The organism is Acinetobacter sp. YH16056_T, from assembly GCF_024605895.1.
Lineage (GTDB): Bacteria > Pseudomonadota > Gammaproteobacteria > Pseudomonadales > Moraxellaceae > Acinetobacter > Acinetobacter amyesii.
Genome location: NZ_CP094545.1, coordinates 3,225,778 through 3,240,944 on the forward strand (window position 1 = coordinate 3,225,778; position 15,167 = coordinate 3,240,944).

19 protein-coding genes are annotated in these 15,167 nt (G+C 42.2%); 13 read left to right on the forward strand and 6 right to left on the reverse strand.

The features are described from left to right. Positions 1-22: 22 nt before the first annotated feature. Both MST17_RS15675 and MST17_RS15680 read left to right on the forward strand, forming a co-directional pair. Entirely contained in the window at positions 23-1,819 is a 1,797-nt protein-coding gene (locus MST17_RS15675) for an EAL domain-containing protein (protein ID WP_180025868.1), read from the forward strand. Between the two features lie 20 nt (positions 1,820-1,839). Further along, the gene (locus MST17_RS15680; RefSeq protein WP_168379720.1) at positions 1,840-2,316 is read left to right on the forward strand and encodes a DUF523 domain-containing protein; all 477 of its coding nucleotides are present in this window, start codon (positions 1,840-1,842) and stop codon (positions 2,314-2,316) included. A gap of 27 nt (positions 2,317-2,343) precedes the next feature. Here MST17_RS15680 and MST17_RS15685 read toward each other — a convergent pair whose 3' ends face one another. After that, positions 2,344-2,796, reverse strand: a complete 453-nt coding sequence (locus tag MST17_RS15685; protein WP_180025947.1) for a YcgN family cysteine cluster protein — start codon at positions 2,794-2,796, stop codon at positions 2,344-2,346. A gap of 167 nt (positions 2,797-2,963) precedes the next feature. Here MST17_RS15685 and MST17_RS15690 point away from each other — a divergent pair, with 167 nt between their 5' ends. Next, positions 2,964-3,122: a DUF1328 domain-containing protein gene (locus tag MST17_RS15690; RefSeq protein WP_005006601.1), complete on the forward strand. Its 159-nt coding sequence runs from the start codon at positions 2,964-2,966 to the stop codon at positions 3,120-3,122. Positions 3,123-3,285: 163 nt separating this feature from the next. Here MST17_RS15690 and murJ read toward each other — a convergent pair whose 3' ends face one another. Then, the gene (gene murJ, locus MST17_RS15695) at positions 3,286-4,827 is read right to left on the reverse strand and encodes a murein biosynthesis integral membrane protein MurJ (RefSeq protein WP_078193266.1); all 1,542 of its coding nucleotides are present in this window, start codon (positions 4,825-4,827) and stop codon (positions 3,286-3,288) included. Positions 4,828-4,913: 86 nt separating this feature from the next. Beyond that, positions 4,914-5,486: a 1,6-anhydro-N-acetylmuramyl-L-alanine amidase AmpD gene (gene ampD / locus MST17_RS15700; protein WP_180025867.1), complete on the reverse strand. Its 573-nt coding sequence runs from the start codon at positions 5,484-5,486 to the stop codon at positions 4,914-4,916. 199 nt (positions 5,487-5,685) lie between these two features. On the opposite strand from ampD, the gene nadC reads away from it, so the two are divergent. Continuing rightward, the gene (gene nadC / locus MST17_RS15705; RefSeq protein ID WP_078190632.1) at positions 5,686-6,531 is read left to right on the forward strand and encodes a carboxylating nicotinate-nucleotide diphosphorylase; all 846 of its coding nucleotides are present in this window, start codon (positions 5,686-5,688) and stop codon (positions 6,529-6,531) included. Between the two features lie 95 nt (positions 6,532-6,626). Here the strand turns inward: nadC and MST17_RS15710 are convergent, their stop codons facing one another. Beyond that, the gene (locus tag MST17_RS15710; RefSeq protein ID WP_180025866.1) at positions 6,627-6,773 is read right to left on the reverse strand and encodes a hypothetical protein; all 147 of its coding nucleotides are present in this window, start codon (positions 6,771-6,773) and stop codon (positions 6,627-6,629) included. 214 nt (positions 6,774-6,987) lie between these two features. Further along, positions 6,988-7,704, reverse strand: a complete 717-nt coding sequence (rph, locus tag MST17_RS15715) for a ribonuclease PH (RefSeq protein ID WP_111885099.1) — start codon at positions 7,702-7,704, stop codon at positions 6,988-6,990. Positions 7,705-7,880: 176 nt separating this feature from the next. Between rph and MST17_RS15720 the strand changes: the two genes are divergently transcribed. After that, entirely contained in the window at positions 7,881-8,558 is a 678-nt protein-coding gene (locus MST17_RS15720) for a TetR family transcriptional regulator (protein ID WP_180025865.1), read from the forward strand. 37 nt (positions 8,559-8,595) lie between these two features. On the opposite strand, the gene MST17_RS15725 is transcribed toward MST17_RS15720, so the two are convergent. Continuing rightward, a complete protein-coding gene (locus MST17_RS15725) occupies positions 8,596-9,213 on the reverse strand; it encodes a thiol:disulfide interchange protein DsbA/DsbL (protein ID WP_078193271.1) in 618 nt (205 codons plus the stop codon). A gap of 182 nt (positions 9,214-9,395) precedes the next feature. Here MST17_RS15725 and ubiG point away from each other — a divergent pair, with 182 nt between their 5' ends. The 8 genes from ubiG (at position 9,396) to MST17_RS15765 (ending at position 15,166) form a co-directional block, all read left to right on the forward strand. Then, positions 9,396-10,106, forward strand: a complete 711-nt coding sequence (gene ubiG / locus MST17_RS15730; RefSeq protein WP_078190637.1) for a bifunctional 2-polyprenyl-6-hydroxyphenol methylase/3-demethylubiquinol 3-O-methyltransferase UbiG — start codon at positions 9,396-9,398, stop codon at positions 10,104-10,106. Then, positions 10,106-10,804: an HAD family hydrolase gene (locus MST17_RS15735; protein ID WP_180025864.1), complete on the forward strand. Its 699-nt coding sequence runs from the start codon at positions 10,106-10,108 to the stop codon at positions 10,802-10,804. The genes ubiG and MST17_RS15735 overlap by 1 nt, the downstream gene beginning before the upstream one ends. A gap of 36 nt (positions 10,805-10,840) precedes the next feature. Beyond that, positions 10,841-11,590: a YciK family oxidoreductase gene (locus tag MST17_RS15740; RefSeq protein ID WP_078190639.1), complete on the forward strand. Its 750-nt coding sequence runs from the start codon at positions 10,841-10,843 to the stop codon at positions 11,588-11,590. A 169-nt stretch (positions 11,591-11,759) separates the two neighbouring features. Then, a complete protein-coding gene (locus tag MST17_RS15745) occupies positions 11,760-12,179 on the forward strand; it encodes a hypothetical protein (protein ID WP_078190640.1) in 420 nt (139 codons plus the stop codon). Positions 12,180-12,396: 217 nt separating this feature from the next. Continuing rightward, positions 12,397-12,552 (forward strand): hypothetical protein, encoded by a 156-nt coding sequence (locus MST17_RS15750; protein WP_168379727.1) that lies wholly within the window; start codon positions 12,397-12,399, stop codon positions 12,550-12,552. 310 nt (positions 12,553-12,862) lie between these two features. After that, entirely contained in the window at positions 12,863-13,273 is a 411-nt protein-coding gene (locus tag MST17_RS15755) for an RcnB family protein (protein WP_180022986.1), read from the forward strand. Between the two features lie 242 nt (positions 13,274-13,515). Continuing rightward, positions 13,516-13,926, forward strand: coding sequence for an RcnB family protein (locus tag MST17_RS15760; protein WP_180025863.1), 411 nt, complete (start codon positions 13,516-13,518; stop codon positions 13,924-13,926). A 178-nt stretch (positions 13,927-14,104) separates the two neighbouring features. Beyond that, positions 14,105-15,166 carry an RNA-guided endonuclease TnpB family protein gene (locus MST17_RS15765; RefSeq protein WP_180082742.1) on the forward strand — a complete coding sequence of 354 codons (1,062 nt, stop codon included), beginning with the start codon at positions 14,105-14,107 and terminating at the stop codon, positions 15,164-15,166. Position 15,167 lies beyond the last annotated feature (1 nt).

Here is a 15,167-nt window from a genome sequence, read left to right on the forward strand (position 1 = left end):
CTGACCCAATTGGACAGATTGTATGAAGCAATCAACAAAGCAAAAGCGAATCGTTCAAGTTCAACAAGGCATTGATCTACCTATAAATTTATTTCAAAAAATGCCCCAAGCCAAGAATATACAATTACAACATAATCAATGCGCTGAATTACGAGAAAAACTGAATAGTCGTAATCAAATGTTAGATGCTAGTGTCGACTGTATAAAATTATTAAGTCTAGACGGTCATGTTCTGCATATGAACCGCGCGGGATGTTTAGCTCTGGGCGTACCTCTAACTGAAACTGAGTTTGGTATGTCTTGGCATAAATTACTGCCTGAAGAAGTCCGTGACGCGTGTTTGAATGCTTTTGCCGAAGCCAAAGAAGGTAAAATATCTCGCTTTGTCGGCATGAGCCAAGTAGCAGATGAACCCTTGGCTTATTGGGATAATATGCTCAGCCCAGTATTCAACGAATATGGCCAAGTCAAAGAAATCCTCTGTGTATCACGTGATATTACGGTACAGCGACTGGCGGAAAATAAACTCCAACGGATCATTGAACAGGATGATTTAACAGGTTTATTAAACCGCCGTGCCTTTAGTCGAGTCTTTAAAAGTCACTTAAGAGTGGCACGAGAACATCAGCAACAACTGGGTTTGTTATTGATCGATCTGGATTATTTTAAGCATATTAATGACACCTTAGGGCATAGTGCCGGAGATCATTTACTGCATACCCTTGGGCAGCGTTTTCAGCACTGTTTTGATGCAAATATCGTGGTTTCACGCTTAGGTGGCGATGAATTTGCCATTTCTATTCCGAACTTAAAATCGCAACAACAATTAACAGATATTGCCAGCATCGCCTGTCAGCAAATGGATATGCCGATTTTCTATAATGGACAAAGCATCAATATAGGTATGAGTATTGGCTGTGCGATCTACCCACGCGATGCACAAAATTCCTCGAATTTACTTAAATGCGCAGATATTGCACTGAATGATTTAAAAGGCAGTGGTCGTGGTGGGGTGCGAATGTTCAACCACACCATGTTTAAAATTCTTGAAAACACCACTCGCCAATTAACGCTAGCCCGCAGCCTGATTAAGTCCAATCAAATTATTCCGTTTTATCAACCCAAAGTTCGCCTTTCTGACAGTCAAGTGGTCGGCTTTGAAGCTTTGCTGCGTTGGTACGATAAAGACCAACAATTACAATTACCTTCTCAAATTTTTGCTGCATTTCAAGATTATGAATTGGCTTCACGCATTAGTGAAACGATGCAAATTAAAATCTTTCAAGATATTCAAAAATGGATTGAACTCGGACTTCAACCGCTACCAATTTCAATAAATGCAGCCCCTGTCGAATTTTTACGTGATGATTATGCGGAAAAACTACTGAATCGCTTAAAGCAGTTTGGTATTTCACCTGACATTATTGAAGTCGAAATTACCGAGCAAAGCCTGTCAGAACGTGGCTCAAATTATGTGATTCGCGCCCTCAATTTATTGAAAGACCATGGCATCCACATTTCTTTAGATGATTTTGGTACAGGTCATTCATCATTAACACGTCTAAGTAACTACCCTGTCGACTGTATTAAAATCGACCGTAATTTTGTGGAACGCATGCACACCGACTGTTCAGCACTAGCCATTGTCAAAGCGATTACCCAAATTGGTGCGAGTGTTTCCCTGAATATACTGGTCGAAGGTATAGAGAAACCGGAACAGGTCGATACCTTAAAAGAATGTAATTGTCATACTGGACAAGGTTTTTACTTTTATCGCCCGCTCAGTTATGACCATGCGATGGAACTTTTAAGTCGCTAAAACTTGTGGAGCATGACACGATGACACTGAAGTATTTAGTCAGTGCCTGTCTTGCAGGCCAACCGGTTCGCTATGATGCCAAATCAAATACACAAGCTGCGATTTGCCAACTCATGCAGACCCACCAAGTCATTACCGCCTGCCCTGAAATGATGGGTGGCCTGAGCTGTCCACGTTTTCCTGCTGAAATTCAAAATGGTCAAGCCAGTGATGTGCTCAATGGCACAGCCCAAGTCAAAGATGTCTTGGGCACAGATGTCAGTGCTGAATTTATCGCGGGTGCCCATCGCATGTTGGAATTGGCCCAATTGCATAAGGTTGATGTGGTGGTATTGAAGGATCGTAGTCCGTCTTGCGGTAGTCATTATATTTATGACGGCAGCTTTACGCGTACAAAAATTGAGGGCTATGGAGTAACCACAGCACTCCTTAAACAGCATGGATTTCAGGTTCTGTCAGAACAAGACTTTCTGGCCATGATACAAGATCAACTCTAGACCCAAAATTGAGCGTATCTGTGTCCTTTAGCGTACCCAACGCACAATATAATCTTCAATATCATCAGGGTTGACGTCTTCTTCACTGATGCAACGCCCTGCGGCAGACTTTCGTGCCTTCAAAATACTGTCACGACTTCCCGTCACTAGATGATGCCAACGCGGTAAATCTTTCCCTTCAGAAATTCTACGATAAGCACAGCTCGGCGGTAGCCAATGAAATTGGTGAATTTGTTCAGGTGTCAGCTGTATGCAGTCTGCAACGTGTGATTTGCGATTTGGATAATCGGAACAACTGGCGGTTTCACAATCTAAAAGTTTGCATGCCACTTTGGTGTAAGCCACCTCTTGCGTATCTTCATCTTCAAGCTTGATTAAACAACAAAGCCCGCAACCATCACAGAGGGACTCCCACTCCAAATGGGTGAGTTCAGTCAAAGCATGCTTTTTCGAAAAATGTGGGCGTAGAGTATCGGTCATCTTCTCGCTCGCAACGAAGGTGGCAGGCATATTAACTGAACCCGCACATAAATTCCTCATTTAAGTTACCGAATATTGAACATTAAATAAACAAAAGAATACATAGCATGCTTTCTGTGACTCCTATACTGATGAGACAGAATAAAAAATCACATGGAGATAAAACTATGTTCCGCTGGGCTATTATTTTCGCTGTAATTGCTTTGATTGCGAGTCTGCTAGGTTTTGGTGGTGTGGCAGGCTTATCCAAAGACTTTGCTGTTATTCTTTTGGTTATTGCAGTCATTCTCGCAATTGTTGGTTTCCTCTCTCGAGGAAAAGTTTAGGCGACTGATTGAATGTCGTTTTAAACTACAAATTACTCCCCTCAGACTCATGATTCAGAAACGTATGTTTTTATCATCTTGAGTCTTAATCAAAAAAATAAGAGCCTATGGGCTCTTATTTTTTTACATCAACGTCAAACGCATTACGCTGTAGGTTTTAGCTTTAAGGTTTTAAGTGACGTGGTCTAAAGCCTGTTGCAATTAAGGCGATACCATAAGCAGCAACACCAATCACACATAAGATGATCACTTCCGCGACACGCATCCACGCAGATACATCACCGTTGTACCATGTTAAGCCATACCACAGTGCAGCAATCATCACAGCATTGGCTATCGCAAACTGAATCACCAACTTTTTCCAATGTGCGCCAAAGCGAAAAATATTGCGCTTATGTAAATAAAAATACAGCATCCCTGCATTCACTAATGCGGAACCAGAGGATGCCAATGCCAAGGCCATATGCTCAGCATGCCAATCAATCAGTTTAAAGAATCCAATAAACACCACGTTAAGAATGGCATTGGCTGCGACCGCCATTAAACCTACACGTACAGGAGTTTTGGTATCTTGTTGCGCATAAAACCCTGGTGCAAACACTTTAATGAGCATGAATGAAATCACACCGGCACTCATACATTGCAATGCCAATGCGGTCATCTGTGTATCTTCAAAGCTAAATTGACCACGTTCAAATAAGGCCTGAATAATAGGTGTAGAGAGCATGAAAAGCGCAATACTTGCAGGCACACCCACCAAGATAATGACCTTAGCTGCCCAATCAATCATACGACGGAATTTTTCTTGATCTTGTTCAGCATGACGCGCAGACAACGAAGGTAAAATTACGGTACCTATCGCGACACCAATTAAGCCCAATGGCAATTCGGTCATCCGTTCGGCACTGTATAACCATGACACCGAACCATCTTGCATGAAAGACGCCCAAATGGTGTTCAACAGTAGGTTGATCTGCGTCACTGAGACACCAAACAGTGCTGGCAGCATCAACTTCATGATGCGATCAACACCTTCGTGTTTGAAGTCAACTTTCGGTGGAATCAGTAATTTTTTACGCCACAGCTCTGGAATCTGAATCGCCAATTGCAAGAAGCCTGCCGCGACAACAGACCAACCCAAAGCCATAATTGGCTCAGCCATATAAGGGGTTAACCATAGCGCACCGGCAATCATCGCGACATTGAGTAACACTGGAGCGAACGCAGGTGTACTGAATGAGCCATAACTATTCAAAATACTGCTGGCAAATGCCGTTAAGGACATAAACAGTAAGTAAGGAATCGTTAGGCGAAACATATCGGTGGCTAACGCAAACTTGTCTGCATCACCATGGAAACCCGGTGCATAGATATAGATAATCGCGGGTGCGGCCACCATCGCGATGAACGTCAAGCTGGTCATCACCAGACCTAAACAGCCAAAAACACGGCTAATCAGAATCTGGACTTCGGCATGGGTTCGACTGGTTTTATATTCAGTCAATACAGGAATAAAGGCTTGTGAAAATGCCCCTTCTGCAAATAAACGCCTAAAAAAGTTAGGAATACGAAAGGCAACCACGAAGGTATCGAAGTCTTTACCTGCACCAAATACATTTAACAGGACAATATCCCGTACCAGTCCCAATACACGGGACAACATAGTCATTGCACTGACAATAACTGTCGAACGCCAAAGCGCCATCGGTATTTCTCACTTTTGAAAGTGCGCCTATTGTAATGAAACTCGTCAAGGAATTTCATTGGTTTATTAAACGCAGTGTGTATTGTTTATTTGTTTTTAAAATGATGCAGCTGCTGACGAAAAGCGTTCCACTCAAAAAATGGACCCGGATCAGTTTTACGTCCCGGTGCAATATCTGAATGCCCTGCAATATGTTGTTGAATTTTAGGATAAGCCTGTTGTAAACACGCCACGACCTCTGTCAGCACGTCATATTGTGCAGCTTCAAAAGGTAAATCATCACTTCCTTCGAGCTCAATACCTATCGAATAATCATTACATTCTTTTTGCGCTAAATAGGTTGAACGACCAGCATGCCAAGCCCGATCATTAAAATTGACAAACTGTAGGACTTCGCCTGTACGCAGGATCAATAAATGTGTCGATACCTGCATCCCTTCAATGGTTTGAAAATAAGGATGTTTCGACCAATCCAACTGATTTTGGAAAAATTGTTCGATATAACCACCGCCAAACTGAGAAGGTGGCAAACTAATATTATGAATGACGACAAGCTGAATTTCGGTATCTTCAGGACGCTGGTTAAAATTCGGTGATGGAATTTGACGCGCACCTAGCAATTGCCCATCCTGCACCTGAAATGTTGTTGCTTGTGACATAAAAGAATCCTGTGTCTAAGCCGGCCTGCAATGCTGCAGATCAAAACGCCGAGCCCTACTTGAAAGTTTTAATGCTAAAACTTTCACATTGAAATCTCAATTCAAGTCTGTGAAAGTAGTTAAAAATCGCTCATTTTTCAGGAACAATGCTAATATAACGCGCACATTTTCCTGGGTTAAAAAAGATACGGAACTTCTTATGAGCATATCGCAATCTTTGCTTGAACAATCAATCCAAATCAATATTCAACACGCACTACAAGAAGATATTGGCGAAGGCGATATTACAGCCCTGTTAACTCCAGAAGATGAACAAGCAACTGCAACGATTATCAGCCGTGAAGAGATGATCTTGGCGGGTCAGCCTTGGGTCAATGCACTCATTCAGGCTTATGATGCCACTGTCCAAGTCACTTGGTTGAAAAATGATGGTGACCGTGTGGCCGCAGGCGAAGCCTTTTTAAAACTCGCAGGTTCTGCGCGTAGCTTACTGACGGTTGAGCGTCCAGCCTTAAATTTTGTGCAAACCTTATCTGCGGTTGCGACCAAAACCGCTGCCTATGTCCAGCAGCTTGAAGGTTTGCATACTCGTCTACTCGATACCCGTAAAACCTTGCCAGGCCTACGTATTGCACAAAAATATGCGGTTGCTGTCGGAGGTGGTCAAAACCATCGCTTAGGTTTATTTGATGCGTTTTTAATTAAAGAAAATCACATCATGGCAGCAGGTGGCATCCAACAAGCGATTGCCAAAGCACACCAGATTGCACCGGGTAAACCTGTGGAAGTGGAAGTAGAAACTTGGGACGAACTCAACCAAGCGTTGGAAGCAGGTGCGGATATTGTGATGTTGGATAACTTTAGTCAGCAACAAATGATTGATGCCGTCAAACATGTGAATGGTCGCTGCAAACTTGAAGCCTCAGGCAATATCACTATTGCAAATTTACGTGAAGTGGCAACGACAGGGGTCGATTATATTTCGATGGGTGTACTCACCAAAGATGTCACAGCGATTGATTTATCAATGCGCTTTAATGCCTAAGCTTTAGACATACTCTAAACGTAAATAAAGGGTGCTGTTGCACCCTTTTTGATGCTTACTAGCATGACTTAATCATCATCTTGCTGTTGTTTAACTCATTCAGTTTCATGTTCAGAATCCTTTTCATGCGCCAAATCGTCTTCATGCTGCTCGCGCTCATCTTGATCATCGTCCTGATCTTTTGAGTTTTCACTTTGTTCAGAAAAACGACCACCTTCTCGCTCTTGAACCTGATTTCCCAAAAAAATCACAACCACTGATCAACAATACGCTGAACAAAGAAAAATACATCATCCAATTTTTCATTTTTAGTTCTTCAAAGCATCCTGATCCTATTAATTTGAGTCAAAGGCACGCTACTGAATAGCCGATTCTTGTTGGATTTTCTATATTCAGCGCATAAAAAAACGCATCCGAAGATGCGTTCTTTATTCAGTTTAAAATGAATCAAACAACTTACCAGCCTAAAGCTTCTTGTTGTTTTTTGATCAATTCTTGAATGCCTTTTTCAGCCAATTCAAGCATTTCATTACACTGTGCACGCGTAAATGGTTTGTCTTCAGCTGTGCCTTGAAGTTCAATGAACTCACCTGCTTGTGTCATGACCACATTTAAGTCAGTTTGGCAGTTCGAATCTTCTTCATAGCAAAGATCAAGTAATGCTTCATCTTGATACATACCTACAGAAACTGCTGCAACTAAGCCTTTAAGCGGATCTTGTTTGATTTTTTTATTTTCAAGCAAGACATTCATCGCATCGACCAAGGCAACTGCTGCACCTGTGATCGATGCTGTGCGTGTACCGCCATCTGCTTGAATCACATCACAGTCGATGCTGATGGTATTTTCACCCAATTTTTTCAAATCAACCATGGCACGTAAGCTACGACCAATCAGACGTTGGATTTCTTGTGTACGGCCACTTTGTTTACCACGTGCTGCTTCACGGTCACTACGGGTATGTGTAGAACGTGGAAGCATGCCGTATTCCGCAGTTACCCAGCCTTGACCTTTCCCTTTAAGGAAACGTGGCACTGAGTTGTCGACACTTGCAGTACAAAGAACTTTTGTATGACCAAATTCAACCAATACAGAACCTTCCGCATAACGTGTGTAGTTACGGGTAATTTTTACTTCACGTAATTGATCTAATGCTCGTTGGTCGATACGCATGATGAGTCCTTAATCTGACAAAATTGATTGCGGTACATTATAACAGAAGGTACAGCCAGATTCGGGACGCATTCGTGTGCATTTACAAAATCCATTCATCCAAGTTTTGATAGGCCCATCGTACGACATCAGGAAATTTGTTAGACTGAAGCCACGCAAAATTCAGGACGAATTGCATGTCGATACGGGAAGAACGTAAGCAACAAAGTCGTAAAGCCATCCTTGATGCAGCGCTTGCATTAAGTACTACGGGCCGTTCTTTCAGTAGTCTGAGCTTACGCGAAATTTCCCGTCATGTCGGCTTGGTTCCTGCTGCGTTTTATCGCCATTTTCAGGACATGGACGAGCTCGGCTTGGAGCTGGTCGACCAAATGGCCCTGCACCTTCGCAATGTCCTCAATCAACTGAGTCAGCAATGCTTTCAAGCGCCAGATGCACGCACACGACAGAGTCTGGATTATTTATTTCATGCCGTTGAGCAATTTCCTGAGGCATGGATGTTTCTCATTGCAGAGCGTTGGGGTGGTTCAGCTTCCTTAAGACAAGCCATTACACGTGAGTTTAATTTTCTCAGTACTGATTTGGCCCATGCACTGGCTCAAGTTGAAGCAACACAACACATTCAATCCGAACAAGACCTCAAAGTATTGGGACAAATTTTGTTTGAATTGGCCTTAAGTTGGGCAATGCAGTGGATTGACTTACATCGACATGTTGAGCTTCCACAACGTACGGATGCGCTGCAACAATTTCGCCGCCAAGCTCAGACCCAAGTTCAGCTCTTATTTCGTGGCATCTTGCACTGGGATCGATCTTTGGCTCAAATCTCTGATCCACAAAATTTATCGCCATAAAAAAGCCGCATCGAGTGCGGCTTTTTTATGACATCTGTTATTTTGCTTTGCGTTCTTTATCAACAAGGAATTTCACGATTTCAACGGTACGTGCATCTTCACCTTGTACGATGTATTTACCATTGACGGTAATCGCAGGCACGCCGCTCAATTGATATTGAGCCGCTAAGTTTTTCGCTTGAGCAATTTTTGAAGACACAGCAAATGATTTAAATGTGCTGTTAAATTTCGCTTCAGGAACACCATAACGGGTGTAGAACTTCGCAAATGCGCCTTGTTCTAAGATATTTTTTTGACCCACATGAATGTCATGGAACAATTGTAAATGTGCTTTTTGACGAACACCCAGTGCTTCCGATGCATAGTAAGCACGCGCGCCTTGTTCCCAAAGTGGATTCATTGCTGCAGGTGTACGGACAAAACGTACATCTTTAGGCAATTGCTTTAACCACGTTTGCATATGCGGTTCTAATGTAAAACAATGTGGGCAGCCATACCAAAAGAACTCACGGACTTCGATTTTACCCGGACGTTCGACTTTAATCGGTTTTGGAATAACTGTGTAATCAGTCCCCGCGACAAATTGCGCTGCCATCGCACTGCCGGAAAAAGCCAAAATAGCTGTTGTAATCGTGCCTAAAAGGAATTTTTTCATTGAACTTATCGTCCTCAAAATCATTATGATTAGTTTATGGCAACACTATAAATCAAATCTGTCGATTTCGTTTTCATTCTGTGAACTTTTTTAAGGCTTTTATCGCTTTTTTTTCAGGACGCGCTACACTAACTCCCATAAACTTTTTTCTAAAATATAAAGACTTGATTGAGGTGCAACCGATGTCGCAATTGAATGTTGATCCACAAGAAATTGCCAAATTTGAAGCTTTCGCAGCCATATGGTGGGATCAGCATTCTGAGTTCCGCCCTTTGCACATGATTAATCCCCTGCGTTTGAACTGGATTGATGAGCATTCAAATGGTATCACTGGCAAGAAAGTATTAGATGTGGGCTGTGGCGGCGGTATTTTAGCTGAAAGCATGGCACGTCGCGGTGCGCAAGTATTGGGTATCGACATGGGCGAAGCGCCGTTGAATGTTGCACGCTTACATGCCGAACAAGAAAATGTACAAAATATTGAATATCGCCAAGTACCTGTAGAGCAATTGGCAGAAGAGCAAGCAGGTCAATATGACGTCGTCACCTGTATGGAAATGCTGGAACACGTACCCGATCCAGCTTCGATCATTTTAGCCTGTCAAAAGCTGGTAAAACCGGGTGGTCATGTGTTCTTCTCGACCATTAACCGTAATCCTAAAGCCTATTTGTTTGCGATTATTGGTGCGGAATATGTTTTACGCATGTTGGCGAAAGGCACTCATGATTATTCCAAGTTTATTAAACCTTCAGAATTAGCTCATGATATTCGTCAAGCCGAGTTAAAACTCAAAGATATGACAGGTTTACATTATAACCCGATCACCAAACGCTATTGGCTCGCACCGAATGTGGATGTGAACTACATGGTTCATACGGTGAAAGAAGCCTAATGAAAGCTGTACTCTTTGATCTTGACGGTACACTGATTGATACCGCGGCTGATTTTATTCGTATTATTCAAGACATGTGCCGTGACAAAGGCATTGCGGTGGTCAGTGCTGACGACATTCGTGTACAAGTATCTGAAGGCGCGCGTGCGATGGTCAAACTGGTCTATCCAGAGTTAGACGTTGAAGATCCTGTCTTTCTGACACATCGTCAGCGTTTTTTAGCGCTTTATGGTGCGGATATAGCCGTCGATACAGACCTATTTGAAGGCATGTATCCGCTACTCGATGAACTGGAACAGTATCAAATTCCGTGGGGTATTGTCACCAATAAGCCGCGTTCACTCAGTGAAGCGTTGCTCAAAGCGTTGAATTTGACTGAGCGCTGCTCGGTATTGGTTTGCCCAGACGATGTCAGTAAAACCAAGCCAGACCCAGAGCCGATGTATTTAGCCGCCAAGCACATCCATCTTGATGCTCAAGACTGTATCTATGTCGGTGATCATCCACGTGATATCGATGCCGGTCGTAATGCGCAGATGTACACAATTCTTGCGGCTTATGGCTATTTACCTTTACAACACAAAGATGACTTAACAGCTTGGCATGCAGATTGTATAGTGAAGACTGTTGCTGAACTGCATGAAGTCATTCATGATTTGGTCATCAAACCGAAAACGCTCAACACAGCGACTTTATAACGATAGAACACAACACAATAAAACGAGGAGGTACGGATGAAATATTCAGAATATCAACCTCGCCCCGATCTGCTCAAAGATCGCATTATCCTGATTACAGGTGCGGGCGATGGTATTGGCCGTGCGGCTGCCCTCAGTTATGCCTTACATGGCGCAACCGTGGTCTTACATGGACGCACACTGAATAAACTAGAAGTGATTTACGATGAAATTGAAGGCTTGGGTGCCCCCCAACCGGCGATTTTACCGCTACAACTGTCTAGTGCCTCTCCTCGTGATTATGAGCTGTTGGTCGATACCTTAGAAAAGCAATTTGGTCGCCTTGACGGCATTTTGCATAATGCCGGGATTTTGGGTGAGCGGACTGAACTAGAACATTATCCTGTGGATGTATGGGATGATGTCATGGCGGTGAACCTTCGTGCGCCTTTTGTACTGACTCAAGAGCTGATGCCATTACTGCAAAAATCTGAGCATGCCTCAGTGGTCTTTGCCAGTTCGGGTGTGGGACGTGAAGCCCGTGAACGTTGGGGCGCGTACTCGGTTTCAAAAATTGCCATTGAAGCCGTAAGCACATTGTTCGCTAAAGAAAATGAACACCCCAATATTCGTTTTAACTGTATTAACCCTGGTGCGACACGTACTGCCATGCGTGCAAAAGCTTATCCAGACGAAGATCCAAAAACTTTGCCTACGCCTGAAAGCATCATGCCTGCATATTTATATTTAATGGGTGACGACAGCTTGCATTTAACCGGTGCCAGCATAGATGCCCAAGATGAATAGGGTGAAAACCCAATTTAAAAAGGAAGATCGCGCTTCCTTTTTTTATGTCTTGAATCTTTACAACGCATCATTAACCGAATGATTTTGCAGTGACCACGCGAAAGTCGACTTGAGTTTTTAGCAAATTTGCCGATACTTGGGGCATTCTTTAAAAACATTGGATTGATACATGTCTGACTTTAGCAATATTACAGTGACTCCAACTGAGGATGGCATGGTTAACCTACTGGTCGATGGTCAACCCATTTCAGCAAAATATGGCATGAAATTCGACCCGAGTATCGTGGACGATTTAAAAGGCTTAGAGGTTGGTCAAAATGCAAAATTATTTGAACAATTTATTTTTTCGCATACTGACTTAAACTTTGAGCATGCCTATTTCTATGTCACTTGCATTCAAAAGCAAGAAGCAGGCTATCAAGTGATCACTAACTTTGTTTATCGCATCATTGCGCAAGATCAAGCGCCGTTTGAGCATGTGATTACCAAACAAGGTGCAGCAATGACACCTGAAGATATTAATGAATTTATCCAAGCTCATATTCAAAAATCATTAACGGACTATACCGATCTGAAATATGCATACTAAGTGTGTTCCAAGTGACACATTCAGAACTAAAAAGGGCCATTTGATGCCCTTTTTTAACCTTGAAATTTTACAAACTTCGATCAACAGACAGCTGGATCACCCCACTTTCCAATAATCGTATTTTTAAATTATTTTTATAATAATATTCGGTTTTTCACATTAAGAATAAAAGCATAGACTGTTGGGCATGACATAGACCGACGGCAAGGAGACCCAAATGGCTGATCAAACACGTAAAATTGAAACCATTCGTTCAATTGAAAACTTACAACTGACTGAAAATTTGATCTCTGCAATGGACGATGCCGAGCAAGCTGAATCTGTGGCTCAAGCGATTTATTCACTCCAATGCCTCAATGAGCAGTGGTACTAAAACCCGGATTTACTCACCTTTTCCAGTCCAGTATCTCTACCCTATTTGCCCATCAAGACTTGATGGGCGTTTTTGATCGTGCTTACAATAGACCTCAAATTTAATCAAAGCTGAATTGCAAGGATAAAAAGCGCGCATTATCGGACCATCTCTTCCAAGATGGAAAGATTGTTCTCAGCACGAAGTTTATCGCATAATATCCGCAATCTCTTCGTTTTATTTAAAGAAATATTCATCTTTCTTCACAGTTTCTCTGCATTTAATGCGTACAGTAGTGATATTGAAGATAAATTACTCATGAGGGTTGAACATGAAAAAGATTTTGCCAATTTTGGCTATTTCTTTCAGTGCTTTAATAGCAAGCAGCATCACGTCTGCAGCGCCTCACTTCAAGAACGATGAACGTGGCTTTGATGGCCCACGCGGCAATGCATATGGTCAAATGAAAAAAGATCGTGATTACCGTGGTTATCAGGACGATGACGATCTTGAAGATCGACGCCGTATGCGTGAACAACGTGGAGTCAAACGTTTGCAACAACATAAATGGCAAACGGGCTATGTGATGCCACAGCATTATCGTGGTAATGGTTATAAAGTCGATTATAAAGACCATAACTTACCTAAACCATCGCGTAATCAGCAATGGTATAAAATCAATAATGACTACATATTGGTCAACTCAGATAGTAACAGTATTCTGAAAATTTTAGGTATGTAAGCCGTTTTGAATTTAATTTCGCCATTTTTTTAAAGCCCAGATCAACTCTGGGCTTTTTTTATGAGGTTTTTTTAATGTTTAACCGCAAAAGCTGATGCTGCCTAGCGTTCAGATCATTTACACACCTTCAAATTTCCTCCATACATTTCACAATTCAACTATATTGCCCCCACGCTTTCTCTGAACTTTCTCGCTAATTTTGAATCATCGAAAAACAGATTAGAAATGTATAGAGGTGTCCCATGAACAAAATCGTATCGAGTTTAGTTCTTTCCGTATCGGCTTTGATGGCAGCAACAGCAGCCATTGCTGCGCCAGACCATCGTCAAGATGACCGCCGTTACCATCCGTCATACCAACATCAAGACAACCGTTGGGACAAAGATCACCGTCCGAGCAATTGGAATAACAACAACCGTTATGACAATAATCGCTACGACCGTAATGACTTTCGTCGTGTAAATCCAAGCCGCGATTGGCGTGTTGGTCAAAGCTTTCCTCGTTATTTCGATTCAAGCCGCTACAAAGTGAGTGATCGTGAAGCGCGCCGCTTACCGAACACCGGTCGTTATCAACAATGGTACAAAATCAATGGTGACTACGTGCTAGTCAATGATCGTACCGATCGCATCATTCGCATTAAGAATGGCTAATCATTCGACGATCTCTTAAGTCCCTTTCCCAACACCTGAACACTGTTCAGGTGTTTTTTTATCAAATGGAGCGTAAAACTCTGTCCTTCAGGTCAGAGATATAAGCGACACGACCTGAAGTGTCGTTTGATTTAACTAAGGACTATTTTCCTTGAGTTTTGATTGTTAATATAAGTACATGAAAACCCTTAAATTACGTATAAAAGACAAACATTGCAAGGTGTTAGACCAACTAGCATCAGAAGTGAACTTCGTCTGGAATTATGTCAATGATTTAGGGTTTAGGCATTTGAAGCGGAAAGGTGAATTTCTCTCTGCTTTTGATATTGCCAAATATACGAAAGGCACATCCAAAGAATGTAATTTACATAGTCAAACCATTCAGGCTGTAACTGAAGAATTAGTCACCCGAAGAAAGCAATTTAAAAAGGCAAAGCTGAAATGGCGTGTCAGCAATAAAAAATCAGCAAGGCGCTCTTTGGGATGGGTTCCCTTTAAAAAGGTGGCTATCAAATATGCCAATGGATATGTCCAGTATGGAAAACACCAATTTAAGCTTTGGGATAGCTACGGTTTAAGCAAATACACGTTAAAAACAGGTTCATTTGTAGAGGATAGCCGTGGGCGTTGGTATGTATGTCTTGTTGTTGAATCGCCTAAGCAAGATAAATCGACAGCAACCAAAGCGATTGGTATTGATCTAGGCTTAAAAGATATTGCCACCTGTTCTGATGGCACAGTAATTTCAAATCCAAAATTCTATCGAAAATATGAGCAGAAATTAGGTATTGCTCAGAGAGCCAGGAATAAGAAGCGTGTTCGTGCATTACACGCCAAGATTGCAAATAGTCGAAAAGATCATTTGCATAAAGCAAGCACCAAGCTTGTGAATGAAAATGCATTGATTATTGTAGGTGACTTGAGTGCTAAAAAATTAGTAAAAACCAAAATGGCAAAATCTGTTTTGGATACAGGATTTTCTGCACTAAAAACAATGCTCAAGTATAAATGCGAGAACGCAGGCGTATTGTTTGAAGAAGTCCAAGAAGCCTATACCACCCAAATCTGTTCGTGCTGCGGTGAGATCACCTCAAGTAGTCCAAAAGGTAAGACAGATCTTGGAATAAGAGAATGGGAGTGCATGAGCTGTGGTACAGCTCATGATCGAGATATAAACTCAGCTCTAAACATTCTTGCGCTTGGGCATAAGCGTCTAGCTGTAGGAATCACCCTCTTTTAAG

Bases quoted from the DNA above. Each gene is read 5' to 3' on its own strand.
- MST17_RS15675 (WP_180025868.1), top strand. From the start codon at position 23: ATGAAGCAATCAACAAAGCAAAAGCGAATCGTTCAAGTTCAACAAGGC.
- MST17_RS15680 (WP_168379720.1), top strand. From the start codon at position 1,840: ATGACACTGAAGTATTTAGTCAGTGCCTGTCTTGCAGGCCAACCGGTT.
- MST17_RS15685 (WP_180025947.1), bottom strand. From the start codon at position 2,796: ATGACCGATACTCTACGCCCACATTTTTCGAAAAAGCATGCTTTGACT.
- MST17_RS15690 (WP_005006601.1), top strand. From the start codon at position 2,964: ATGTTCCGCTGGGCTATTATTTTCGCTGTAATTGCTTTGATTGCGAGT.
- murJ (WP_078193266.1), bottom strand. From the start codon at position 4,827: ATGGCGCTTTGGCGTTCGACAGTTATTGTCAGTGCAATGACTATGTTG.
- ampD (WP_180025867.1), bottom strand. From the start codon at position 5,486: ATGTCACAAGCAACAACATTTCAGGTGCAGGATGGGCAATTGCTAGGT.
- nadC (WP_078190632.1), top strand. From the start codon at position 5,686: ATGAGCATATCGCAATCTTTGCTTGAACAATCAATCCAAATCAATATT.
- rph (WP_111885099.1), bottom strand. From the start codon at position 7,704: ATGCGTATCGACCAACGAGCATTAGATCAATTACGTGAAGTAAAAATT.
- MST17_RS15720 (WP_180025865.1), top strand. From the start codon at position 7,881: ATGTCGATACGGGAAGAACGTAAGCAACAAAGTCGTAAAGCCATCCTT.
- MST17_RS15725 (WP_078193271.1), bottom strand. From the start codon at position 9,213: ATGAAAAAATTCCTTTTAGGCACGATTACAACAGCTATTTTGGCTTTT.
- ubiG (WP_078190637.1), top strand. From the start codon at position 9,396: ATGTCGCAATTGAATGTTGATCCACAAGAAATTGCCAAATTTGAAGCT.
- MST17_RS15735 (WP_180025864.1), top strand. From the start codon at position 10,106: ATGAAAGCTGTACTCTTTGATCTTGACGGTACACTGATTGATACCGCG.
- MST17_RS15740 (WP_078190639.1), top strand. From the start codon at position 10,841: ATGAAATATTCAGAATATCAACCTCGCCCCGATCTGCTCAAAGATCGC.
- MST17_RS15745 (WP_078190640.1), top strand. From the start codon at position 11,760: ATGTCTGACTTTAGCAATATTACAGTGACTCCAACTGAGGATGGCATG.
- MST17_RS15750 (WP_168379727.1), top strand. From the start codon at position 12,397: ATGGCTGATCAAACACGTAAAATTGAAACCATTCGTTCAATTGAAAAC.
- MST17_RS15755 (WP_180022986.1), top strand. From the start codon at position 12,863: ATGAAAAAGATTTTGCCAATTTTGGCTATTTCTTTCAGTGCTTTAATA.
- MST17_RS15760 (WP_180025863.1), top strand. From the start codon at position 13,516: ATGAACAAAATCGTATCGAGTTTAGTTCTTTCCGTATCGGCTTTGATG.
- MST17_RS15765 (WP_180082742.1), top strand. From the start codon at position 14,105: ATGAAAACCCTTAAATTACGTATAAAAGACAAACATTGCAAGGTGTTA.